Origin of the sequence: Tenacibaculum sp. SG-28 (genome assembly GCF_002954385.1) — a bacterium.
Lineage (GTDB): Bacteria > Bacteroidota > Bacteroidia > Flavobacteriales > Flavobacteriaceae > Polaribacter.
Genome location: NZ_MQVY01000002.1, coordinates 113,711 through 136,801, shown reverse-complemented (window position 1 = coordinate 136,801; position 23,091 = coordinate 113,711). Strand labels below are relative to the sequence as shown.

The following is a 23,091-nucleotide window of genomic DNA, read 5'->3' as shown; positions in this document are numbered from 1 at the left end:
AGTGATGCCAATGGTGTGTACGATCACTTAGAGGCAGGACCAGATGCTGATGGTGATGGAATTGCAGATGCCTGTGATAGAGTTATCGTTGATACCGATGGCGATGGAATTGCAGATACTGATGATTTAGACGATGATAATGATGGTATCTATGATACTTCTGAGGGTAACCAGGATACGGATGGTGATGGCATACCAGATAGTTTGGATACCGATAGTGATAACGACGGATGTTCGGATGCGAAAGAAGCAGGCTTTACCGATGCTGATAGTGATGGTGAAGTAGACGGAACAGGTTACAATGCGGATGGTACGGTGGCAGATAGTGACGGATATGTAACACCTTTAGATGCAAATGACAACGGTATATTTGATTATAAAGAGGTTGGACCAGATAGCGATAATGATGGTATTGCCGATGCTTGTGACAACGATTCCGATGATGATGATACGGATAATGATTTTGATGACGTCTCAGACCCTTTACCTACAGATATTGAGTGTTTAACGGTATATAGTTTATTTACACCTAATGGAGATGGAATCAATGATACATTTGAAATAACTTGTCTAGACCAAGAACAGTATAAAGATAACAGACTAGAGATTTATAACCGCTGGGGAAGCCTAGTATACAGTAAAGAAGAATATGATAACAGTTGGGATGGAACTTCCAATGCCTCGTTAAATGTTCAAAGAGACAGTAAACTACCCGCAGGAACCTATTTCTACGTACTAGATCTCGGTGACGGCATCGATCCTAAGGTAGGTTGGGTTTATATTAATAGAGAATAATCTTTAAAAATTAGTAAAAAATGAATCAAGTATCAAAACATATCATAGGCATAGTTATCTGGAGCGTATCCGTGATACTTCATGCGCAGCAAGACCCGCAATATACGCAGTATATGTATAACACTATGAGTGTGAATCCAGCCTATGTAGGGACTAGTGGTCATGGTGTTATAAATCTCTTGGCAAGAACACAATGGGTAGGTGTTGAGGGTGCTCCAGATACCCAAACCTTGAGTTACGATACTCCTATTGGATACAGCGGTGTAGGGTTAGGATTCAACCTGGTAAATGATGCCATTGGTCCTTCTAGAGAAACCTATCTAGATGCTAACGCTTCTTACACGGTTCGGTTAAGTGAACGGTCAAATCTAGCTTTTGGGTTGAAATTAGGGGTTCGTTTTTTTAATGTAGATTGGAGTAAGGGACTCTATAAAAATCAAACGGATTCCTACTTGCAAGAAAACATAAGTAAAGTGTTACCAACCATAGGTGCCGGAGTATATTATTACAGAACTAATTGGTACTTAGGGCTTGCCGTTCCAAATATAATAAGAACAGATCATTATGACGACTCTTTAGATGGGGGAACCGTGGCTACGGAGCGTTTACACTATTTTTTGATTGGTGGATACGTGTTTGATTTAAGTGACTCTATAATGTTCAAACCAGCTTTTTTAACCAAAATAGTTAGCGGAGCCCCACTTTCATTAGATATTTCTGCAAACTTTTTATTCAATGAAAAGTTTAGAGCAGGAGTTGCCTACAGGCTAGATGATTCCATAAGTGCCTTATTGGGTTTTAGGATCAGCGAAGGACTTGAGATCGGGTATGCATATGATTTGACAACATCCAATTACAGCAATTATAATTCTGGAACGCACGAGTTAATGTTGCGATACAATTTTTTCAGAGGCGCGAAATCAAAGTCTCCGCGATTCTTTTAGAACTATTAAATTTAAGATTTATGAAAAAAATATTATTAATTTTAGGCATCGCTTTCTCTACCGCAATGTATAGTCAGAAAAACTATGCCGCAGATAAATATTTTGATGAATACGCATACACAAAATCTGCTGCCTTGTACCAAGAGATTTTCGATGAGGGAGATAAATCTTATCAAGTAATCGGACGATTAGCAGATTCATACTATCAAATTATTGAGTTTTCAAAAGCAGAAATAGCGTATCGGGAGTTGATGCGTAGGTATGAGAATATCGCATCAACAGAACATATTTTTAGGTATGCACAAGTTCTAAAGAGTAACGGGAAAATTAAAGAATCCGATGAAATGTTGCTGAAAATTAAGGATGTTAAAGGCTATGATAGTAGGGTAGAGGCCTTAGAGAAAAAGAAGAATTACTATGCAACCTTTAGCAATAGGCCTAAAAAGTACTTTGATATTAAAAATGTTTCTATAAATTCGGAATACTCTGACTTTGGAGGATTCCTCAATGGAAACCAATTTTATTTTGCATCAACACGTCCAAACTCCGTTAGTAAAAAAATATATCGTTGGAACGAACAACCGTTTTTGAATTTGTACACCGCTAACCTTTCTACTGTTGGAAGAGAAGGAATGATTGATCTTAACGAAGCGTCCAAAGTAATGTCTTTGAACGGAAAATCGCATGAGTCTAATCTCATTATCTCTAAAGATGGCACCGTTGCTTATTTTACTCGTGATAACTTAAAAAAAGTAGGGTCGGATGAATCCAAATTAGCGAATTTAAAAATATTTAAAGCAACTCGTATGGATAAAAACGGCGAATGGAGCGATATAGAGGAATTACCGTTTAACAATGATAAATATTCGGTTGGTCATCCATTTCTTAGCCCTGATGAAAAGACCCTTTATTTCGTCTCTGATATGCCTGGGGGTTTTGGAAATACAGATATCTATAAAGTTGCTATTTTACGAGATGGAGCCTTTGGTGAACCTGAAAATTTAGGACGTATTATTAATACCGAGGGAAGGGAAATGTTTCCATTTATAGCTAAAGATAGTACCTTGTATTTTTCGTCGGATGGACATTTAGGTTTGGGAGCCTTAGATATTTTCAAGGCGTGCAAAAAAGATAGTGTATACCAAGAACCATTCAATTTGGGAATTCCTATAAATGGTCCTTTGGATGATTTTGCATTCTTTTTAAACCCAGAGCAAACCATTGGTTTCTTTTCTTCCAACAGAAAAGAAGGACAAGGAGACGATGATATTTTTAGTTTTAGAGTGTACGACTGCTCTGAAAATATTCAGGGTATCGTAACTAATGCAAGAACTGGAGAACCTATTGAAAAAGCTACAGTTCAGCTGTTTGATAAAGATGGAGAAAAGGTCTTAGAGCAACAGACTGTAACCGATGGACGATATCAATTTGATAATTTATTGTGTAAAGAGGAAAAATTCCGCGTAATTGCATCTAAAAAAGGATTTAAATCCGATCAAGATTCCATAACAACTTCAGGAAAAAAATCAGAATTACAGTTAGATCTGGGTATGACTCCTTTAATTGTAGATGATCAAATAGTAATAAATCCTATTTATTTTGATTTTGGAAAATACAACATAAGCGAAGATGCAAAATACGAATTGGAGCATGTGGTAAATGTCATGCAAAGTTATCCTGAGCTTGTCATTAAAATCGAGTCTCATACCGATAGTAGAGGGAGTAGTCTTTTAAATCGAAATCTCTCCGACAAAAGAGCAAAAGCCACAAGAGATTACATTATCTCTAGAGGAGTTGCTCCCAACAGAATTCAAAGTGCTATAGGGTATGGAGAAGACCAATTGCTCAATGGTTGTAATGATTATACAAGATGCACAGAAGCGCAGCACAAAGAAAATAGAAGATCTTATTTCTTTATTGTAAGCGGATTGGAAAATGATGATGGCATAGCTCAGAAAGTAAAGGTAAATCAATCAGCCAATGTTGTAAATTCTAATAATATTACAGCAGCACCAGTACCTTTGAAGGAATCAAATACGAATACTACGCCGGTTAAAGCATCTGAAACGGTGACTTATCCAGAGCGTTATGACGATACTACGGTTGTTTATAAAGTTCAAATAGCCACATCTAGGGCAAATGAAGAAAATACACCAAGGTTTAACACTATTCCTGACCTAGAAGTTATTTATGTCGATGGTGTATACAAGTATTATTGTTGTCAGTATTTTTCGTTACGAGATGTGAAAAAAGGTAGACAAAAAATGGTTTCTCAAGGATTTGAGGATGCTTTTATTGTGCCATTTATAAATAACCAACGTGTGACCTGGAATCAAGTTCGCCGAAGAAATTAAGAATACCATGAATAAAAAGCTTAAAAACATCTCTTTTTAGAGATGTTTTTTATGTCGCAATCACAACAATTACAAGAAAATACGTAATTTCGCACCTCTAATAAATTTGAAAGTCAAAATGAGTAAAAAGTTTACTGAGTACAAAGGATTGGACTTACCTAAAGTAGCAGAAGAAATATTAAACTATTGGGAAGAAAACAACATCTTTGAAAAAAGTATTACTAGTCGTGAAGGCAAGGAGCCGTTTGTTTTTTTTGAGGGACCACCCTCTGCAAATGGTTTACCAGGAATTCACCATGTAATGGCAAGAGCTATAAAAGATATTTTTTGTCGTTACAAAACTCAAAAAGGCTACCAAGTAAAGCGAAAGGCAGGTTGGGATACGCACGGTTTACCCGTAGAGCTTGGTGTAGAAAAAGAATTAGGAATTACAAAAGAAGATATAGGGACAAAAATTTCGGTGGAAGAGTATAACGAGGCCTGTAAGAAAGCAGTAATGCGGTATACCGATATTTGGAACGATTTGACGCATAAAATGGGGTATTGGGTAGATATGGAAGATCCGTATATTACTTACAAACCAAAATACATGGAGTCGGTTTGGTGGTTGTTAAAACAAATTTACAATAAAGATTTACTGTACAAGGGATACACCATTCAACCATATTCGCCGAAAGCAGGAACAGGATTGAGTTCGCACGAGTTGAACCAACCCGGTACCTACCAAGATGTTACAGACACTACAGTTGTTGCACAATTTAAAGCGGTGAAAGATTCTTTACCAGCGTTTTTAAATGTACCAGGAGATATTCACTTTTTAGCATGGACTACAACCCCTTGGACATTACCTAGTAATACAGCCTTAACAGTTGGGAAAAAAATTAAATATGTTTTAGTTAAAACTTTTAACCAATATACCTTTGCCCCAATTCAGGTAGTTTTGGCAGAGAATCTGGTAGGAAAACAATTTAGCGGAAAGTTTTTTGAAGCTAGTTCTGAGGAAGATTTTCAAGCTTTTGAGAGGGGTGCCAAGAAGATACCGTACCAAATTATAAAAGACTTTTTAGGTGCAGATTTAGTTGGTATTCGCTACGAGCAGTTGTTGCAGTATGTATTACCTTATCAAAATGCGGAGCATGCTTTTCGAATTATCTCTGGAGATTTCGTTACTACAGAGGATGGTACAGGAATTGTGCATACCGCACCAACATTTGGAGCAGATGATGCTTTAGTTTCAAAACAAGCAACTCCAGAAATTCCTCCAATGCTAGTTTTAGATGCTAATGATAATCCTGTACCATTGGTAGATTTACAAGGTAAGTTTAGACCTGAGCTAGGAGAGTTAGGAGGGAAATACGTTAAAAACGAATATTACCCTGAAGGAGAAGCTCCGGAGAAGTCGGTGGATGTAGAGTTAGCAATCTTATTGAAAACAGAAAATAAAGCCTTTAAGGTTGAAAAATATGTACACAGTTATCCAAATTGTTGGAGAACAGATAAACCTATTTTATACTATCCTTTAGATTCGTGGTTTATAAAAGTTACCGATGTTAAAGATAGAATGTTTGACCTAAATGAAACCATAAACTGGAAACCTAAATCTACAGGAGAAGGGCGTTTCGGAAATTGGTTAAAGAATGCAAACGATTGGAATTTATCTCGTTCTCGCTTTTGGGGAATCCCATTACCTATTTGGAGAACAGAAGATGGAACAGAACAAATTTGTATCGGTTCTGTTGCAGAGTTAAAAGAGGAGATGCGCAAGGCTGTAGTAGCAGGAGTGATGGAAACCGATATTTTTGCTGAATTTGAAGTTGGTAATATGTCGGAAGAAAACTACGACACTATTGATTTACATAAAAATGTCGTAGATAAAATTACCCTAATCTCTACCTCAGGGAAACCAATGTATCGAGAGAGCGATCTTATTGATGTTTGGTTTGATTCCGGATCTATGCCATATGCACAGTGGCACTATCCATTTGAAAACAAAGAATTAATAGACGCAAACGAAAGTTACCCGGCAAATTTTATTGCTGAAGGAGTAGATCAAACAAGAGGTTGGTTTTATACCTTGCATGCCATTGGTACTATGGTCTTTGATTCTGTGGCATATAAAAATGTTGTTTCTAATGGATTAGTTCTCGACAAAAACGGGCAAAAAATGTCTAAGCGTTTAGGAAATGCAGTAGATCCTTTTAAGACCCTTGCGAACTTTGGTCCTGACGCTACGCGCTGGTATATGATTTCAAATGCAAATCCATGGGATAATTTAAAGTTTGATGTTTCTGGAATAGAAGAAGTAAAGCGAAAGTTCTTCGGAACCCTTTACAATACCTATTCGTTCTTTTCATTGTATGCAAATATTGATAATTTTACCTATGCTGAAGCTGACATTCCAGTAGCAGAGAGGCCAGAAATTGATCGTTGGATCTTATCAGAATTAAATACATTGGTTAAAAATGTGGATGTATTCTATGCAGATTATGAACCTACAAGAGCTACAAGAGCAATATCAGATTTTGTGCAAGATCACTTGAGCAACTGGTACGTTCGTTTGTGTAGAAGACGTTTTTGGAAAGGAGAATACGCTACCGATAAAATTTCTGCTTACCAAACCTTATACACTTGTATGCTTACCGTTGCAAAATTGGGAGCACCTGTAGCACCGTTTTTTATGGATAGGTTGTACAAAGATTTAATTCAGGCAACAGGAAAAGAAAGTTTTGAAAGTGTGCACGTTGCAGAATTTCCAACTTTTCAAGATGCCTATGTAAACAAATCTTTAGAGCGCAAGATGGAGAATGCACAAATTATTTCTTCATTGGTTTTATCATTGCGCGCCAAAGAAAAAATAAAAGTGCGACAACCTCTACAGAAAATAATGATTCCTGTTTTAGGGGAGACACAAAAAGAAGAAATTTTAGCAGTTGCAGATCTTATTAAATCGGAGGTTAATGTTAAAGAGATCGAATTGTTAGATGATGCATCAGGCATACTCGTTAAACAAATCAAACCGAACTTTAAGGCCTTAGGCCCAAAATTTGGTAGAGATATGAAATTGATTTCTAACAAGATACAGTCTTTTTCGCAAGAGGAGATTGCTACAATTGAAAATGTTGGAGAAATATCTATTGAAATTAATGATAAAATTATTAATTTAGACACGAACGATGTAGAGATTTCATCTAAAGATATTGAGGGTTGGTTAGTGGCAAATGCAGAGGGATTAACGGTTGCTTTGGACGTTACCATAACCGAAGATTTACGAAAGGAAGGTGTTGCTAGAGAATTGATTAACAGAATTCAAAATGCACGTAAGGAAACAGGTTTGGAGGTAACGGATAGAATCAAACTTACCTTCCTTAGCTATGCAGATTTACAAGAATCAGTATTGGCAAATGAATCGTATATTAAAGCAGAAACACTAACTAATGAATTAGTTTTTGTTAACAAATTAGAGAGCGGTATTGCTATAGAGTTCGATACCATTAAAAGTAAGATGTTAATTGAAAAAGTATAACATTATGGATGACGTTAAAGTAAGATACTCAGACAACGATTTACAAGAGTTTAAGCAAATAATTCAACAAAAAATTGAAAGTGCTGAGCGCGATTTAAAATTACTTCAAGACTCGTATAAAAATGGGACCGATAATGGTACAGAAGACACCTCTCCAACGTTTAAATCTTTTGAGGAAGGATCCGATACCATGGCAAAAGAGGCGAATATGCAGTTGGCAATTCGACAAGAAAAGTTTATACGAGATTTAAATAATGCTTTAATTCGTATAGAAAATAAAACCTATGGTATATGTAGAGTTACGGGTAAATTGATTCAAAAAGAAAGACTCAAATTAGTACCACATGCTACGTTAAGTATCGAGGCAAAAAGAAAACAATAACTACCTAACTGGTTATATAAGTTACATACACAAGACTGTCTCATTAGGCAGTCTTTTTTAATGGGATGAAAAAATATTTTTTTACTGGTTTTCCTTGCAAAAGTAGCACTGCTAGCACAAGAGCAAATTACAAATAGGTTTGTGATGAATGTGGATGAAATAGCCCTGTTTACCGAAGGGCTAGACGATATTGTAATTGAAAACGGAACCAATGAATATCTAGAAATCACCTTGTTTGAGGAAAACCCTCAGGCGCATAGCATAGAAACAGAAACTGCCGATAACCAATTAAAAATACAATTTAAGAATGCGGTTATAAATAGCGAAGAAACTATTTTTAGAAAATATATAACTAGAAGGTTGCATCGAGCTCGTGCTAAAATAAAGATACCCTCCGATAAGAGCATCGCGATATATGGAGAAAATATAGGGGTAGTTTCTAACAGTTATGAAGGAAACCTTTCTGTAGTTATAAACAAGGGAAATATAGCTCTGGGGAAGATTTCTGGAAATACAACTATTTCTTTATTTCAAGGAAATATCTCCGCAACTACAGGCGATACATTTATAGATGTAACGACCACAAACGGGTTAATAATGGTTAACGACCTTTCTGAAAAATCGCCTTATATATCAAAACCCTCAGCGATAACATCTACCCTCAAAATTAGTTCTATACATGCTAATGTTACCATTCGAAGAACAACCTTGTAATCGAAATCTATAATTGATTACTAGGAAAAAAATTTAGTCTTTAATTCTGGATTTGGCAGGAAACAGACTTCTTTTTTTCCAAACCAACGGTATCTGTTTTTTGCGACATAATCGTACAGTAGGTCTCTTAAAAATACCGGAATTAGCATAAAAATATACAGCAGGGAAATAGGAAAACCCAATTGCAATGCTATCTTAAGTGCAGCTGTAGATTTGTAATGAATTTTTTGGTTATGGTCTAGTAATAGTATGGAGTCTATTTTTTGTTTGTTGATGGCAAAGTGTTGTGTTACCATAGTTCCGGTTTCTCCTTGAAGAGAGGCAAATACAAAACGATTTTTTTTATCGTGTTTAAGAATAAATTGAACACTTGCATTGCATAAATTACAAACACCATCGAATAAAATTAGTTGTTTGTTATTTGGAATATTAGGTAACATGTTCTTATCGAATACGATTGTTAGAAATAAATACTATTGTATAAAGTTACGAGTTTTTACTTTACCAAAATTGTTTTCTCTTTAAATTAATTGTTCGATGTTTCGATTTTTGCGAGGTTGTGCTTTACTTTTCAGAAATTATAAAGGATAACACTGAGAAATCACGAAAGAAATATTGTGTTATAGGAATCTACACTCCCAAATTTATAAAGGACAAACATAAGTGAGCCGATACCAATACTTTTCTTATTTTTGTGTTTCGAAAATCTAAAACAATGACAAAAAAAAATATAGCTTTACTTACCATTTTTTTGGCACTACTTATTGATCAAGTTAGTAAAATATACGTAAAAACGCATTTTATGCTCGGTGAAGAAGTAGTTGTTTTTAGCGATTGGTTTAAAATCCATTTTACCGAAAACAATGGGATGGCTTGGGGCTTCGAGTTTGGAGGTAAAGCAGGAAAGTTATTTTTAACATTGTTTCGATTAGTGGCGGTGTCTGGTATTATCTATTGGCTATGGCAAAGTATAAAGAAGAATACCCATACAGCAGTTGTGGTGGCTATTGCGCTTATACTTGCAGGTGCGGTTGGGAATATTATAGATTCTGTTTTTTATGGGGTCCTTTTTAATTCGTCTTATGGGCAGGTAGCTACTCTTTTTTCTGAAAATCCCTACGGAGAATTGTTTTACGGAAAAGTTGTAGATATGTTGTATTTCCCTATGTATGAAGGGGAAAATTTTACCTTTTTTAACGCCATCTTTAACGGTGCAGACTCTTGGATTACTATTGGAGTTATCATACTTTTTATTTTCAACAAACAGGCATTTCCAAAGGAGAATTAATTTTCTGATTCTGCGGAGATTTCAGTAACTTAGGCGTTGAATTAGGTTATTTCCTTTGTTGTCTATGAAGCGTTTTTTAAAATATGTTGCCATTTTTGTATTCGGGTTTCTCCTTGCTAAGTATTGGAACGTAGAACGAGAAGCTACCCACGAAAAAGAAGAAGTGGAAGTTTTTTTAAATGGGGTGAAGAACTTAAGTAAACTAGTAGTTTCGCAAGGCACTTTCTCCGAGATGTACAGTTTTTCGGATACTAAAAAATACTTGTACGATTATATTTCTTTTGAGAAGAAAGCCATACTCGCTGTAACAGCTAAAGTTGAAGTTGGCTATGATTTGTCTAAACTAGACATACAGGTAGATTCATTGGCTAAACAAATACGAATAGAAAGTATTCCTGAAGAAGAAATTCAAATAACTCCTGATATTACCTATTTTGATTTGCAGCAAAGTAGCTTTAATTCCTTTTCTAAAGAGGAGCTGAATACCCTAAATGCAAAAGCAGTTGCAAAAATTGAAAATACTACTATGGTTGCTAAACTCAAGGAAGATGCTAAAAATCGTTTGTTTGAGGAACTGTCTAAATTGTACCAGTTATCAAAAATTTACCGATGGGAAGTTGTGAATGCCACAGGGGCAAAAATTGATATTCCCGAAGTTCTTACTACCCATTAATTGGAAAAGTTTGCTAGGGTGCATTTCTCGGAATTCTGTAGCGTGGTTTGTAACATATCTGTTCGGTGTAAATATCTAGTTTAAAACACAAAATAAAACTGTTAGATCATCAAAAGAGTTGCTACCTTATGTGTAACAAATGTTATGGCCAAGAAAGTAGTTGTATAGTTCTATTTAGCGTGGTAATTTTTCACTAATTACACCGTGTACCAAAGCCCCGAGAAGGGCACCGAATAGCACAATTATAATCGCATACACACCATTTCCTATTAAGGCAAATATAGGGCCAGGGCAGGCTCCTGCTAATGCCCAACCTAGACCGAATATAACTCCGCCGGTTAATGCTCTAAAGTTTCCTTTTTTCTTTGGCTTAACAGTTATTAGATTACCATTTACATCTTTTATAATGCCTTTCTTAAACAGAAACATTAAGAGCATGGAAAGCAATACCGCTGTTCCTATGATACCGTACATATGAAAGGCATCAAACTTAAACATTTCATAAATTCGATACCAAGAAATCACTTCTGATTTCGTTAAGATGATTCCGAATAAAATTCCGATGAGTAAAAATTTTAGGTATTTCATTTTAAGAAAAAATTAAAGGGAGTACAAACCAAGTCATTAGCAAACCGCCAATAAAAAAACCAATTACCGCAACGAGAGAGGGTAATTGAAGACTGCTCAAGCCAGTTATTGCATGTCCTGAAGTACAGCCACCTGCATATCGCGTTCCAAAACCTATTAAAAATCCTGCGAGAATTAAAATACTTACGCCTTTTACGCTGCTTATGCTCTCTATGCTGAAAATCTCTTCAGGAACTAATGTTTTTCCTGCGTTTTCAAAACCTAATTCTTGTTTTAAGTCTGCAACTGTTTTAGGGTTTAAGGCTATCTCACTAGAGCTGCTCAGATAGTTTTTGCTGATAAAGCCTCCAATGATAATTCCAATTATGAAAAGAATAGACCATTTTCTTTGCCTCCAATCGGTATTGAAGTAACTGCTCACTTTTCCAGCACCTGCCATAGTACAGATAGTTTCTAAATTCGTGGAAACTCCAAAACTTTTTCCAAAAAAGAAAAGTAAAAATAGTATGAATGCAATTAGTACGCCAGACGTGTACCAAGGCCATGGTTGTAAAAATATTTCCATTAGATTATGTTTTCTATATAGTTAAGAATTGTTTTTGTGGCACCAATATTATCGATAATATATTTTCGGTTAGTTTCTCCCATTGCAATTCGTTTCTCGTCGTTTTGCTCTATGGCTACAAAGGTATTGTAAAAATCGTTTTTATTTGTAACAATTGTTGCACCATTCAACGCAATTAGGTCACGAGCCTCCTGAAACTTCTGGTATTTATGCCCTCCAAATAGCACTGGAATACCAAAAACAGCTGGTTCTAGTATATTGTGTAAACCGGTTGCTAAGCCCCCGCCAACATAGGCCACATCAGCGTAGGCATATATTTTTGTAAGAAGCCCAATTGTATCTATTATAAGTACTTGGAAGTCTTCTAAAGCATGCAAGTTTTTTTCCGAAAAAAGGACAGTTTTTTTAGTAATGGATTTTTTGAGTGCTTCTATTTGGTCTGCTTTTATCGCATGTGGTGCTAGTATGAATTTTTCTTTGCTAGTACTGTTTTCATTTATGTAATTTACCAGTAATTCTTCGTCTTCTGGCCAAGTGCTTCCTGCAATACAGCAGTATTTTTCTTGTTTAAATTTTGCCACAAAATCAAGGGTATTGTCTTGTTGTAAGATGTCGTGTACCCGATCAAATCTCGTGTCTCCGCTAACAGTTACGTTATCTATTTGAATGGTATTTAATAATTCTTTGGATTTGTTATTCTGCACAAAAAAATGATCGATTGCTGCTAACTTTTGTCGCATAAAACTACCATAAGGTTTAAAAAATAGTTGATTTTCTCTAAAAATACCAGATATCAAAATCGTTTTTATTTCTCTGTTATGTAGGGCAGTTAGTAAATTAGGCCAGAATTCGTATTTAATAATAATTGCTAATTCTGGGTGCACTAATTCTATGAAGCGGTTCATGTTTTTGTTGGTGTCTAAAGGAAGGTAGCAAACAACATCTGCGTGCGGATAATTTTTTCGTACTTCATAACCAGAAGGTGAGAAAAAACTAAGTACGATTTTATAGTTGGGATGGCTTTTTCGCAAGGATTCTAGAACTGGTCTACCTTGCTCAAATTCTCCTAGAGAAGCAGCGTGAAACCAAATGGTTTTATCGTTTTTACTAAGGGGTTCCAGTTTTTGGAAAGTGTTTTTCCTCCCTGTTATGAAGAGTTTGATCTTGGGAGAAAATAATGCTATTAAGTGCAGTAATACTGAAGCAATAGAAAGGAGACAGTTATAAAAAACATTCATGTAGCAAATGTATGAAATAAAAAATCAGTGCCATAGCACTGATTTTTTATCTACTTTACAAGGTAGGTATTACTTTATTTCAAAATCTTCCATAAACTTTGTGGTGTAGTTACCAGAGATATAATCTGGATGATCCATTAGTTGTCTGTGGAATGGAATTGTAGTTTTTACACCTTCTATGACATACTCGTCTAGAGCGCGTTTCATTTTGTTAATTGCTTCTTCTCTTGTTTGTGCAGTAACAATTAATTTAGAAATCATAGAATCGTAGTTTGGTGGAATCATGTACTGTGTATACATGTGTATCTACACGAACACCATGGCCACCCGGAGCGTGGTATGAAGTTATTTTACCAGGAGCAGGTCTAAATCCATTGTGCGGATCTTCCGCATTGATTCTACATTCAATGGAGTGTAATTGAGGCATGTAGTTTTTACCAGAAATAGGTACTCCAGCAGCAACGAGAATTTGCTCGCGAATTAAGTCGTAGTCTACTACTTCTTCTGTAATTGGATGCTCTACTTGAATACGTGTATTCATTTCCATGAAGTAGAAGTTACGGTGCTTATCTACCAAAAATTCTACAGTTCCAGCTCCTTCATATTTTATGTATTCGGCAGCTTTTACGGCAGCTTCTCCCATCGCATTTCGCAATGCATCTGTCATGAACGGAGAAGGAGTTTCTTCGGTAAGTTTTTGGTGACGACGTTGTATAGAACAATCTCTTTCCGATAAGTGACATGCTTTCCCATACGAATCTCCCACGACTTGAATTTCAATATGTCTTGGTTCTTCGATGAGTTTCTCCATATACATACCATCGTTTCCAAAGGCTGCTTTAGCTTCCATACGAGCAGAATCCCAAGCGTCTTTTAAATCTTCCTTCTTCCATACGGCACGCATTCCTTTTCCACCACCTCCTGCGGTTGCTTTTAGCATTACAGGGAAGCCCATTTCTACGGCTAATGTTTCGGTTTCTTCATAGGTGTCTAATATCCCCTCTGACCCAGGGATACAAGGAACTCCTGCTGCAATCATGGTAGCTTTAGCCGAAGCTTTGTCTCCCATTTTATCAATCATTTCTGCAGTAGCACCAATGAACTTAATATCGTGCTCTTCACATAATTTAGAGAATTTGGCATTCTCGGATAAAAATCCGTATCCGGGATGAATGGCATCTGCATTGGTGATTTCAGCTGCAGCAATGATATTTGCCATTTTTAAATACGATTCACTACTAGGAGCAGGTCCAATACACACTGCTTCATCAGCAAATCTTACGTGTAAACTTTCCGTATCAGCTTTAGAGTATACGGCAACTGTTTTTATTCCCATCTCCTTACAGGTTCGGATTACACGAAGTGCAATCTCCCCTCTATTGGCTATTAATATTTTTTTAAACATAATATAAGAGTTATGCGTTTGGTATTGAGTTTTCTTTGCTAAAAAATAAAAATCTGATTTTTTAGAACTAGCTACTCTAAATTTTAAAACGCTATTAAGATGGGTCTACTAAGAAAAGAGGTTGGTCAAACTCTACTGGGCTTGAATCATCAACTAATACCTTAACTATTTTTCCTGAAACTTCCGATTCAATTTCATTAAATAGTTTCATGGCTTCAATAACACAAACAGTGTCTCCAGTTTTTACATTGGCGCCTACTTCTACAAAAGCAGGTTTGTCTGGTGAAGGTTTTCTATAAAAAGTTCCAATGATTGGAGATTTTATCGTGATGTATTTAGAATCCTCGTCTGCTGATGCGTCTTTTGCCGGAGCATCTGGGCTAGCAACTGGAGTTGCTGCTGGAGCAACAGGAGCAGGAGCTAAAATTTGTTGCGGAGTAGCAACTGGTGCAGCTGCTTGAATAATTGTTGTTTCAGGTGTTGTACTTCCGGTTTTAATAGTGATCTTAAGATCATCCATTTCTAGCTTTACTTCGCTTGCTCCGGATTTAGCTACAAACTTGATAAGACTTTGAATTTCTTTAATATCCATTTTCCTAAATTTAAGTTGTTTGATTTATGAGTTGTATGCCCATTTTAAGTAGATAGCTCCCCATGTGAAGCCACCACCAAATGCGGCAAAAATTAAGTTATCTCCTTTTTTTAACTCTTTTTCATAGTCGGCAAGTAGCAGCGGTAAGGTAGCAGATGTTGTGTTTCCGTATTTGTGGATATTCATCATCACTTTGTCCTCTTGCAAACCAACTCTCTTAGCAGTTGCTTCGATTATTCTTTTATTGGCCTGATGCGGAACTAGCCACTGTATGTCTTCTTTTGTTAACTTATTGCGAACTAACATTTTTTCTGCTACATCTGCCATGTTAGAGACCGCAAATTTGAAGACGGTTTTTCCTTCTTGATGTACGAAATGTTTTTTGTTAGCGATTGTTTCCTCTGTGGTAGGAAGTATGGAACCACCAGCTTCTATCTTAAGGAATTCCCTTCCTATTCCGTCACTTCTTAAATATTCGTCTTGGAAACCGAGTTGTTCTTCGTTAGGTTCGAAAAGAACAGCTCCAGCACCATCTCCGAAGATGATACAGGTTGCTCTATCGGTATAGTCGATAATTGAAGACATTTTATCTGCTCCAATTAACAATACTTTTTTATATCTACCACTTTCAATATAGCCTGAGGCTACAGACATTCCGTATAAAAAACTAGAACATGCTGCTTGTAAATCAAAAGAGAATGCATTGCTTGCTCCTAGTTTTGAGGCTGTATATGCGGCAGTGGAGGCTACCGGCATGTCTGGCGTTGCAGTAGCAACAATAACCATGTCAATATCTTCTGGATGAATTCCTGATTTTTCTAATAAATTTTCACCAGCTTTGATAGCCATGTACGAAGTTCCCGCTCCTTCTTCTTTTAAGATACGACGTTCTTTAATACCTGTTCTGGTAGTAATCCACTCGTCGTTGGTGTCTACCATGGTTTCTAACTCTTTGTTAGTTAGAGTGTACTCTGGTATATATTTACCTACTGCTGTTATAGCTGCAGTTATTTTAGTCATAGTGTTTGTTTTGTTGTAAACGAGTTTTCAAAGAAATGAAAATTATTTGGTTTCTTTGAAAAAAAAAGTGCAAAAACTTACTTAATTAACTTAAAAACACCAAAAAACCCTCAAAATAGAGGGTTTTTGTATGCTTTGTAATACAATCTTAAGCTTCTGCAGCAGCAGATTCTAATACTACCTGACCTCGGTAATATAACTTTCCTTCGTGCCAGTGTGCTCTGTGGTATAAATGTGCTTCTCCAGTGGTAGGATCAACAGCTATTTGAGGTACAGAAGCTTTGTAATGTGTTCTTCTTTTATCTCTTCTCGTTTTAGATATTTTTCTCTTTGGATGTGCCATTTTATGTCTTATTTATCTGTTAGTAAATCCTTTAATTTATCCCATCTAGGGTCTGTTGTTTTGTTTGCAACAGTTTTGTTCTCTTTTATTCGTAATTCGTCTAGTTTCTTTAAAGCATCAGACTCTATCGTTCCATTAACAACATCAGGATGTAATCTTTTTGTGGGAACCGATAACACAATTAGTTCGTATATGTATTGTGCAACGTTAACCTGATAAGCTTCCTGCGGTAAGATTAGAATATCTTCATTCTCATCGTTGTACTCTTGTCCAAATTTTACTACTAAATCTAAAGAACCAGAAATCTCTTGGTCATATAGTTCGTTAGTGAGATCACATGGAACCTGAACGCTACCCTCTGTAGTAAAATGTAGCTCCATTAGGGTGCTTTTTTTTACTAAAGTTACATTTGCTTTTGCTGTACAATCTTGAAATTCATCAAAATTATATGCTTCAAAGAACTTTTTATCAATTTGGTATTCAAATAAATGACTGCCTTCTTTTAATCCTACAAAAGGAATATTAAATTCTCTTAAGTCTTTCATCTACAATATCAATTTGAGCGTGCAAAGATATAAAAAATGTTTTTATTTTTATATTATGCAACTATTTTTTTTGAAGTTTGCTAGGTAAAGCATTTTTCTTTAGGTTTTGATATTCAGTCCTGTTTTTATGAATTTCTAATGCTGTAAATAAGGCTTCTTTAAAAGATTCAGGGTTTGCCTTGTTTTTTCCTGCAATATCAAAACCAGTTCCGTGGTCTGGTGATGTTCTAATTTTATGGAGACCTGCGGTAAAGTTTACTCCTTTTCCGAAGGAAATAGCTTTAAATGGTGCAAGACCTTGGTCGTGATACATGGCTAAAACACCATCAAATTGTTCGTAAGTTTTGGAACCGAAAAAACCATCTGCTGCGTAAGGGCCAAAGACTAATTTTCCAGTCTCTTGAATGGAGCTTATGGTCGGTTTAATAATTTCATCATCTTCTTTACCAATAACGCCTTTATCGCCACAATGCGGGTTCAGGCTTAGAATAGCTATTTTAGGTTTGCTAATATTAAAATCTTGTACTAAAGCGGTATGCATGATAGCAACTTTTTCTCGAATTAATTCGGGAGTGATGCTTTCTGCAACTTTCGAAATTGGAATGTGCCCTGTGATGAGTCCTATGCGCAAAACATCGGTCATTAATATCATTAAGCTTTTTCCTTCAAAATTAGATTCAAGATATTCGGTATGTCCGGGGAAATCGAATTCCGATGACTGAATGTTTTCTTTATTAATGGGTGCTGTTAATAACAAGTCTACCTGTTCTTGTTTTACGGCCTCTACGGCTGCCATTAACGATTTGAGCGCATAGGTACCACCGGTCTCCGTATTTTGTCCGAGAGCTAACTTTACTTCTTCTTGCCAAACATTCACCAGATTGATTTTTCCATGTGCTATTTTGTCTGCAGAAGTAATACCGTGGATGCTATGGTTAACTTTAAGTACTTTTTTGTGGTATGCTATGGTCTTGTTAGAGGCGAATAATACAGGGGTGCAAAAATCGAGCATTCTTTTGTCTTCAAAGGTTTTTAAAATTACCTCAATGCCAATTCCATTTACATCTCCAATTGAAATTCCTACAACAATTTTGTTATTTTTATCCATAGTATAGCGTAATAATGTCGTATTTTTGACCATAACAAAGGTAATTAAATTTTAGACAATGTTTACGGGAATAATAGAAACTCTTGGGGAGGTTACCAATCTTAAAAAAGAACAAGAAAACCTTCATTTAACTATTAGAAGTAGCTTTACAGAGGAATTAAAAATTGACCAAAGTGTGGCGCATAACGGGGTTTGTTTAACGGTAGTGGCTAAAGAAAAAGATACCTACACGGTTACGGCTATTAAAGAAACCTTGCAAAAAACTGCTATCGGCTCTTTACAGGTTGGAGAACAAGTGAATCTCGAACGAGGTATGCAACTCGGTGCTCGATTGGATGGGCATATCGTACAAGGCCACGTAGATAAAACAGGAGTTTGCACTGCTATTGAAGATGCGCAAGGAAGTACTATTTTTACTTTTACCTATGCTTTTGATCGGGATACCGTAACCATTGAAAAGGGCTCAATTACTGTAAATGGAGTTAGTTTAACAGTGGTGAATTCTAAAGACAATGCATTTAGTGTGGCGATAATACCATATACGCTTGCGCACACTACCTTTAAAAATTTCGCTGTAGGAACACAGGTAAATTTAGAGTTTGATGTTATTGGTAAATACGTGGCGAGGCTGCATGGCCTTCCGCAGTAAAAAGTACTTATGAATTCTCTAACAAAAGCTTTACGACCTTATACTTTTCAGGGAGTAACCATACAAGTAGCAGATCTTTTTGTGGATGGTGTTTCTATTTCTCAACATTTAAAAGAACGCTACCCAGACGCTTTTGCATCGGGTCGTTTTAAAGAACTTATGATACCGGTGTTGTTTGGTGGTTTTGATGATAAAGAAAAAGAAGCAGCCTATATCAAAGCATATATGCCTGAGGGCACTACAAACACAATTACCCCGCTATACCACTGCCATGATGGTTGCTGTCTTTATATTTTTGTTGAGGTAGAGCGCAAAAACGATTGTATCGTATGGAAACGTATCGGACGTAACGCACTGTATACGATCAAAAAGACAAATGAAATTGATTGGTTGCCAGAGTTTGAAGGGTTTTCTTTTCCACTGCCAGCGTATAGTTCTTTTATAGCTTCTTTAGAAAAGTAAAAGCATCGCTTTTTGGCTATTCTCTTTTAAAAGAAAAACACCTCTTGCGAGGTGTTTCATTAGGAAGAAACAATATGTATAGAGATCTATACATTTGTGCGGTGGCCAATGCATTCTCTGTTTTATGGAAATGTTATGGTGTAGGTATAGGTACCTGCCTTATTTTTATTGGCATAAATTATCAATTTATTTTGTTGTATTGTATAATGGTATTTACCATTTAAAATTAAATTCCAATCAAAATCTGCAGTCCAAACCTTGAGGTCGGTAAAGTTTATTGCATCTTCCGTTATTTCGTAAGATCCATTTCCTCCTGCCGGATAGCGCATAGGTCCATCTGAGCTATTAAAAGTATAGTCATTAAAAAAAGATATGGTTACGGGGTTACTATAGGTTTCTCCATTATTGTACACAACAGAAAAAGTACCGGTATAGTCTCCTTCCGGGATGCCGTTTTCTATGAAACGTCTTTGTAATTGTGTGTCATAATTTTCGGTATTAAGGTCTGAGCAACCCACGAACATTAGAACGGATACCATTAGGGCGATAGTTGTTTTCATTCGATTTATTTATACGTAGATGCGAATTAAACCGAATGGTTGCGTTCGTAACGATTAAAAAATTAATATAGGATGTTTCTTTTAAAACACATTGTTGTAGACATTTCTATTTAACTCGGAAAAGACAACGTAGTATCCGGAATTCACATCGAAAATATCACAACTGTAAATCTTTATAATTTTACGCCATTTTTTAGAAATTTTAGTAACACAGAAAATGTATTGGGCTTGGTACATTTGCATCCATTTGCACTTACAGAGTTATCTAACTACGATGTTTTTTATATTGCGAAACAACATTTTGAGGTTTCTGGTCCGAATTTTTTTTTAGACTAAAAAAAATCTTTCATTTTATGCGAACTAAAATGCTATTTTTTATTGTCATAAGAAATTACTTCGCAGCAAATAATTTCGAAATATTTCCTTACGTATACGATGCTACCACAGGTAAAATACAACCAGAATCCTTGAAGATTATATAGGTGTATTGCTGGATTTTATTTGTGGAGCTTTTCTGTTGGGAGGAAACTTAGAATGTAGATTGCTTGTATATAATAATGTGCCCCTTAAGGGTTCTCTTTTTTCTCTAAAATAAGTCACATTTAAACCTATAAATAAAACACCTAGTTAGCATATTAACCCCAGTTTTTATAGATGCTAAACAAAAAAGCTTCACCAAAAGTGAAGCTTTCTAAATAGTTTTATCCTAGTTTGATTATTACATGATGCTACAAACTAAATTTCTTATAGGTTGAATAGTAATCCTAAATTGACACTGCTTCTACCATTTCTAATGGCTTTCCCTTCATTCATCTCGAATATATCGATGAATCCTTCTTGTCCATCTAGTTCGATGAACATTTTTGTATTGGTGTTTAGTTCGAATTTGTATCCAATTCCAAAGGCAAGACCGAAGTCTGTCCCATTAAAACCGTCTTTTAAATCTATACCCAATTCAGAATCTTCAGCAGTTATTAAAAAGCCAATATATGGTCCAAAATTTAGATACCAATTTCTATTAGAGCCAAAATGATAGTTTGCCATTACCGGAACTGTTAGGTAGTTTAGTTTAAAATCTGTTGTGATTTCATTATCATCATTGTCTTTTATAGAGCCATCACCCCATCCTTTGCTGTCGTATATTAATTTTGTTTTTAAACCCCATCTATCCGAAAAGTAATATTCTCCGGTAATACCACCAGTAAAAGTTTTTCGAGATGTTTTATTATATTGACCATCCATTGTAGATATGTTAGTGAAACTTAACCCAATATTACCTCCAAACTCTATGTATCCCGTATCTTGGCTGAAAGAATGGAATGTTGAAAGTATTACAAGGGATAGAAAAAATAATTGTTTTTTCATGATAAATAAATTTGTTGATTTTATAATAACTATTGTTTTTTAGTTGTCGCCTTTCGAAAAAATAACCTCTAAAAACACGTTTAAGTTTTCAAAGATGATAACTAAATATAATAATTACGGCTTAATTATGTGGCAAAAATACCTAAAATAAAATACAGCCTTCTATTTTTTTAATAGTTTTGGGTGTTTTATTTTTTTAGCTGTTTTCCCTAACGTCACAATTAGTTTAGAAGTATATTGTTATTTTATAGAGCCACTTTTAGAATGTGTTTTTATTTATTACCAATAGCTATGTATTCACAGGTGATTTTTTAATTAAATTCTATGCCTACAGTTAATCCTATAGTTTCAAGATTATAATAATTTTCTGGTCTTTTTGAATTTTAAACGTTTTGTAGATATTTTGAAATACATATATAAATTCAAAATTTGAAAGGATGTTACTAAATACTTTTAGTCGATAACCTAAACCACCTCTGCACAAAAATCCTGACTCGTCTATATCTCCTAAATGAAAACCAAAATTTACCTTTGCATAAAAGCATCTTTGGTCTCTTTTAAAACTTCTATTAGATTAAAGTAGACAGGACAATAAAAGAAGTTAGGTTGATTAATTTTTTCATATCCAAAACCAATCTCTAGGCCTAAATTTTGGTTTAGATAATAATTTAACTCAAGGTTTAAACCAATAACAATAGACGTATTATCTTCTAATTCATAATTTGTATCGTATACTTTCCAACTTTGTGCCATCATTATAAGGAACAAGAACCAAAGTTTTCGTTTTTAATCTCAAACCTTGGTCTTTAAAGTATTTATATTTTGACTGTACGCTACGTGTAGCCAGAAAAAGGGTATTGTAATTATAAATAATCATTCTTTTTTCATGTTTTTTACTAAACCAAATATAATTATTAAAAAAAGTCTTTTTGTATTTATAAGTAACATACTTCCAATTTAAGTTTTGAAGTAAAATTTTACTTTTTACTCCATTTTTTCTTGTAAAACTTTTCTCTAATCAATTTTCAATTTTAGGGAATCGAATGAATCAGATTCAATTCCGAGTAATCCAAATTTAGTTTCTCCTTTTTTAATCAAAGTTCCATTGATGTTATACTTTAATAATTGAGTTTTAAATTTTTTATTGGCAGAGCAGCTGCTATCATATTGCCTCCAGCGAGTCCTGGTCCAATAAGTAAACCAATTGGAGTAGAATTTGTTTCCATGCTATATCCATTTGTTTTAGTAACATTAAATTGTAAAGGAGTTAATAATAAATAAAGTAGATATGTGGCCGTATTTTGTTTTAATGAGTTAAAAACCTTTTCATTTTCCAATACAATAACTTCGTTTCCATTTTCATAAGTCAATGTAGTATTTCCTCCAAACATTATGTCTTTTTCAGAGTTATTCGTTATTTTAATTGCAACAAGCTTTACTCCTTTTTTTAATTCATTTTTAGCATATTTTTTATCAAGTAAATCATACTTGTATTCAAGTTTTACATTGTCAGTTTCATTTGACGAAACATAATTTATTGATTTTGGCGTAATCATTTTATAGCCAGATGCACAATTTGTAAATGTAGAAATAGCAATACATAAAAGTGTGATTTGAATAATTTTCATTTGATTAATTTAATTGTTAAAATTTAGTTTTTAATAATGGTTATATGTTAAATATTGATCTATTTTTATGTAAAAAATATAATAAAATCCTTCAATTCTCATAAGTTTTTAGATTTCTGAATTTTCTGAACGTAAGATTCACATTTTACTTAAACAAACCGTATTTGCAAGGATAGTTTTGTATAGATGCACAAGTTTACTTTCCTTCAGTTTTTATATCTCCATATTTTAATCTTCATTGTATACTTCAATTGCTTTTTGAATGTATTTATCTTTCTTTTTTGCAGAAATCATTGTAGCGACAACCGTTCCAAAACCTGCCAAACCAATAGCTAAGTTTACAGGTCGTA

Annotated in this window: 23 protein-coding genes and 1 pseudogene; 10 read left to right on the top strand and 14 right to left on the bottom strand. The window is 35.0% G+C overall.

Annotated elements, in window-relative coordinates; genetic code table 11:
- The 6 genes from BSU00_RS05675 to BSU00_RS05650 form a co-directional block, all read left to right on the top strand.
- On the top strand, window positions 1-795 hold a 795-nt coding region (locus tag BSU00_RS05675; protein ID WP_158254398.1), incomplete at its 5' end, for a gliding motility-associated C-terminal domain-containing protein.
- Between the two features lie 20 nt (window positions 796-815).
- Window positions 816-1,739: a type IX secretion system membrane protein PorP/SprF gene (locus tag BSU00_RS05670; RefSeq protein ID WP_105003531.1), complete on the top strand. Its 924-nt coding sequence runs from the start codon at window positions 816-818 to the stop codon at window positions 1,737-1,739.
- Window positions 1,740-1,759: 20 nt separating this feature from the next.
- Window positions 1,760-4,093, top strand: coding sequence for an OmpA family protein (locus tag BSU00_RS05665; protein WP_105003530.1), 2,334 nt, complete (start codon window positions 1,760-1,762; stop codon window positions 4,091-4,093).
- 118 nt (window positions 4,094-4,211) lie between these two features.
- Window positions 4,212-7,616 carry an isoleucine--tRNA ligase gene (ileS, locus tag BSU00_RS05660; protein ID WP_105003529.1) on the top strand — a complete coding sequence of 1,135 codons (3,405 nt, stop codon included), beginning with the start codon at window positions 4,212-4,214 and terminating at the stop codon, window positions 7,614-7,616.
- A gap of 4 nt (window positions 7,617-7,620) precedes the next feature.
- Window positions 7,621-7,998, top strand: coding sequence for a TraR/DksA C4-type zinc finger protein (locus tag BSU00_RS05655; protein WP_105003911.1), 378 nt, complete (start codon window positions 7,621-7,623; stop codon window positions 7,996-7,998).
- A gap of 144 nt (window positions 7,999-8,142) precedes the next feature.
- Entirely contained in the window at window positions 8,143-8,712 is a 570-nt protein-coding gene (locus BSU00_RS05650) for a hypothetical protein (protein ID WP_105003528.1), read from the top strand.
- A gap of 20 nt (window positions 8,713-8,732) precedes the next feature.
- Here BSU00_RS05650 and BSU00_RS05645 read toward each other — a convergent pair whose 3' ends face one another.
- Window positions 8,733-9,152 (bottom strand): thiol-disulfide oxidoreductase DCC family protein, encoded by a 420-nt coding sequence (locus tag BSU00_RS05645; RefSeq protein ID WP_105003527.1) that lies wholly within the window; start codon window positions 9,150-9,152, stop codon window positions 8,733-8,735.
- Window positions 9,153-9,427: 275 nt separating this feature from the next.
- Between BSU00_RS05645 and BSU00_RS05640 the strand changes: the two genes are divergently transcribed.
- Complete coding sequence (locus tag BSU00_RS05640) at window positions 9,428-10,000, top strand: lipoprotein signal peptidase (protein ID WP_105003526.1); 573 nt, start codon at window positions 9,428-9,430, stop codon at window positions 9,998-10,000.
- A 64-nt stretch (window positions 10,001-10,064) separates the two neighbouring features.
- Window positions 10,065-10,673, top strand: coding sequence for a DUF4230 domain-containing protein (locus tag BSU00_RS05635; protein WP_105003525.1), 609 nt, complete (start codon window positions 10,065-10,067; stop codon window positions 10,671-10,673).
- Between the two features lie 174 nt (window positions 10,674-10,847).
- On the opposite strand, the gene BSU00_RS05630 is transcribed toward BSU00_RS05635, so the two are convergent.
- The 9 genes and pseudogenes from BSU00_RS05630 to pdxA form a co-directional block, all read right to left on the bottom strand.
- Window positions 10,848-11,261 (bottom strand): DUF6691 family protein, encoded by a 414-nt coding sequence (locus BSU00_RS05630; RefSeq protein ID WP_105003524.1) that lies wholly within the window; start codon window positions 11,259-11,261, stop codon window positions 10,848-10,850.
- A gap of 1 nt (window position 11,262) precedes the next feature.
- Entirely contained in the window at window positions 11,263-11,826 is a 564-nt protein-coding gene (locus BSU00_RS05625) for a YeeE/YedE family protein (RefSeq protein ID WP_105003523.1), read from the bottom strand.
- Window positions 11,826-13,064: a 3-deoxy-D-manno-octulosonic acid transferase gene (locus BSU00_RS05620; RefSeq protein ID WP_105003522.1), complete on the bottom strand. Its 1,239-nt coding sequence runs from the start codon at window positions 13,062-13,064 to the stop codon at window positions 11,826-11,828. Before BSU00_RS05620 ends, BSU00_RS05625 begins: the two co-directional genes overlap by 1 nt.
- 69 nt (window positions 13,065-13,133) lie before the next feature.
- Window positions 13,134-14,469: pseudogene (accC, locus tag BSU00_RS05615) on the bottom strand (acetyl-CoA carboxylase biotin carboxylase subunit).
- 94 nt (window positions 14,470-14,563) lie between these two features.
- Complete coding sequence (gene accB / locus BSU00_RS05610) at window positions 14,564-15,061, bottom strand: acetyl-CoA carboxylase biotin carboxyl carrier protein (RefSeq protein WP_105003521.1); 498 nt, start codon at window positions 15,059-15,061, stop codon at window positions 14,564-14,566.
- A gap of 24 nt (window positions 15,062-15,085) precedes the next feature.
- Window positions 15,086-16,081: a beta-ketoacyl-ACP synthase III gene (locus BSU00_RS05605; RefSeq protein WP_105003520.1), complete on the bottom strand. Its 996-nt coding sequence runs from the start codon at window positions 16,079-16,081 to the stop codon at window positions 15,086-15,088.
- Between the two features lie 148 nt (window positions 16,082-16,229).
- The gene (rpmF, locus tag BSU00_RS05600) at window positions 16,230-16,424 is read right to left on the bottom strand and encodes a 50S ribosomal protein L32 (RefSeq protein WP_047789948.1); all 195 of its coding nucleotides are present in this window, start codon (window positions 16,422-16,424) and stop codon (window positions 16,230-16,232) included.
- Between the two features lie 8 nt (window positions 16,425-16,432).
- Window positions 16,433-16,969, bottom strand: a complete 537-nt coding sequence (locus BSU00_RS05595) for a DUF177 domain-containing protein (protein WP_105003519.1) — start codon at window positions 16,967-16,969, stop codon at window positions 16,433-16,435.
- 61 nt (window positions 16,970-17,030) lie between these two features.
- Window positions 17,031-18,077, bottom strand: coding sequence for a 4-hydroxythreonine-4-phosphate dehydrogenase PdxA (gene pdxA / locus BSU00_RS05590; protein WP_105003518.1), 1,047 nt, complete (start codon window positions 18,075-18,077; stop codon window positions 17,031-17,033).
- 58 nt (window positions 18,078-18,135) lie between these two features.
- On the opposite strand from pdxA, the gene BSU00_RS05585 reads away from it, so the two are divergent.
- Entirely contained in the window at window positions 18,136-18,726 is a 591-nt protein-coding gene (locus tag BSU00_RS05585) for a riboflavin synthase (protein ID WP_105003517.1), read from the top strand.
- A gap of 9 nt (window positions 18,727-18,735) precedes the next feature.
- Window positions 18,736-19,188 (top strand): hypothetical protein, encoded by a 453-nt coding sequence (locus tag BSU00_RS05580; RefSeq protein ID WP_105003516.1) that lies wholly within the window; start codon window positions 18,736-18,738, stop codon window positions 19,186-19,188.
- Between the two features lie 122 nt (window positions 19,189-19,310).
- Here BSU00_RS05580 and BSU00_RS05575 read toward each other — a convergent pair whose 3' ends face one another.
- The 4 genes from BSU00_RS05575 to BSU00_RS05560 form a co-directional block, all read right to left on the bottom strand.
- Complete coding sequence (locus BSU00_RS05575; protein ID WP_105003515.1) at window positions 19,311-19,748, bottom strand: hypothetical protein; 438 nt, start codon at window positions 19,746-19,748, stop codon at window positions 19,311-19,313.
- Between the two features lie 744 nt (window positions 19,749-20,492).
- Window positions 20,493-21,113 carry a porin family protein gene (locus BSU00_RS05570; protein WP_105003514.1) on the bottom strand — a complete coding sequence of 207 codons (621 nt, stop codon included), beginning with the start codon at window positions 21,111-21,113 and terminating at the stop codon, window positions 20,493-20,495.
- 525 nt (window positions 21,114-21,638) lie between these two features.
- Window positions 21,639-21,881: a hypothetical protein gene (locus BSU00_RS05565; protein ID WP_146104799.1), complete on the bottom strand. Its 243-nt coding sequence runs from the start codon at window positions 21,879-21,881 to the stop codon at window positions 21,639-21,641.
- Between the two features lie 350 nt (window positions 21,882-22,231).
- Window positions 22,232-22,741, bottom strand: a complete 510-nt coding sequence (locus tag BSU00_RS05560; protein WP_233188607.1) for a hypothetical protein — start codon at window positions 22,739-22,741, stop codon at window positions 22,232-22,234.
- Window positions 22,742-23,091 lie beyond the last annotated feature (350 nt).

Excerpts from the sequence above, each read along its gene's own strand:
- BSU00_RS05670 (WP_105003531.1), top strand. The coding sequence starts at position 816 with ATGAATCAAGTATCAAAACATATCATAGGCATAGTTATCTGGAGCGTA.
- BSU00_RS05665 (WP_105003530.1), top strand. The coding sequence starts at position 1,760 with ATGAAAAAAATATTATTAATTTTAGGCATCGCTTTCTCTACCGCAATG.
- ileS (WP_105003529.1), top strand. The coding sequence starts at position 4,212 with ATGAGTAAAAAGTTTACTGAGTACAAAGGATTGGACTTACCTAAAGTA.
- BSU00_RS05655 (WP_105003911.1), top strand. The coding sequence starts at position 7,621 with ATGGATGACGTTAAAGTAAGATACTCAGACAACGATTTACAAGAGTTT.
- BSU00_RS05650 (WP_105003528.1), top strand. The coding sequence starts at position 8,143 with ATGAATGTGGATGAAATAGCCCTGTTTACCGAAGGGCTAGACGATATT.
- BSU00_RS05645 (WP_105003527.1), bottom strand. The coding sequence starts at position 9,152 with ATGTTACCTAATATTCCAAATAACAAACAACTAATTTTATTCGATGGT.
- BSU00_RS05640 (WP_105003526.1), top strand. The coding sequence starts at position 9,428 with ATGACAAAAAAAAATATAGCTTTACTTACCATTTTTTTGGCACTACTT.
- BSU00_RS05635 (WP_105003525.1), top strand. The coding sequence starts at position 10,065 with ATGAAGCGTTTTTTAAAATATGTTGCCATTTTTGTATTCGGGTTTCTC.
- BSU00_RS05630 (WP_105003524.1), bottom strand. The coding sequence starts at position 11,261 with ATGAAATACCTAAAATTTTTACTCATCGGAATTTTATTCGGAATCATC.
- BSU00_RS05625 (WP_105003523.1), bottom strand. The coding sequence starts at position 11,826 with ATGGAAATATTTTTACAACCATGGCCTTGGTACACGTCTGGCGTACTA.
- BSU00_RS05620 (WP_105003522.1), bottom strand. The coding sequence starts at position 13,064 with ATGAATGTTTTTTATAACTGTCTCCTTTCTATTGCTTCAGTATTACTG.
- accB (WP_105003521.1), bottom strand. The coding sequence starts at position 15,061 with ATGGATATTAAAGAAATTCAAAGTCTTATCAAGTTTGTAGCTAAATCC.
- BSU00_RS05605 (WP_105003520.1), bottom strand. The coding sequence starts at position 16,081 with ATGACTAAAATAACTGCAGCTATAACAGCAGTAGGTAAATATATACCA.
- rpmF (WP_047789948.1), bottom strand. The coding sequence starts at position 16,424 with ATGGCACATCCAAAGAGAAAAATATCTAAAACGAGAAGAGATAAAAGA.
- BSU00_RS05595 (WP_105003519.1), bottom strand. The coding sequence starts at position 16,969 with ATGAAAGACTTAAGAGAATTTAATATTCCTTTTGTAGGATTAAAAGAA.
- pdxA (WP_105003518.1), bottom strand. The coding sequence starts at position 18,077 with ATGGATAAAAATAACAAAATTGTTGTAGGAATTTCAATTGGAGATGTA.
- BSU00_RS05585 (WP_105003517.1), top strand. The coding sequence starts at position 18,136 with ATGTTTACGGGAATAATAGAAACTCTTGGGGAGGTTACCAATCTTAAA.
- BSU00_RS05580 (WP_105003516.1), top strand. The coding sequence starts at position 18,736 with ATGAATTCTCTAACAAAAGCTTTACGACCTTATACTTTTCAGGGAGTA.
- BSU00_RS05575 (WP_105003515.1), bottom strand. The coding sequence starts at position 19,748 with ATGAAAACAACTATCGCCCTAATGGTATCCGTTCTAATGTTCGTGGGT.
- BSU00_RS05570 (WP_105003514.1), bottom strand. The coding sequence starts at position 21,113 with ATGAAAAAACAATTATTTTTTCTATCCCTTGTAATACTTTCAACATTC.
- BSU00_RS05560 (WP_233188607.1), bottom strand. The coding sequence starts at position 22,741 with ATGAAAATTATTCAAATCACACTTTTATGTATTGCTATTTCTACATTT.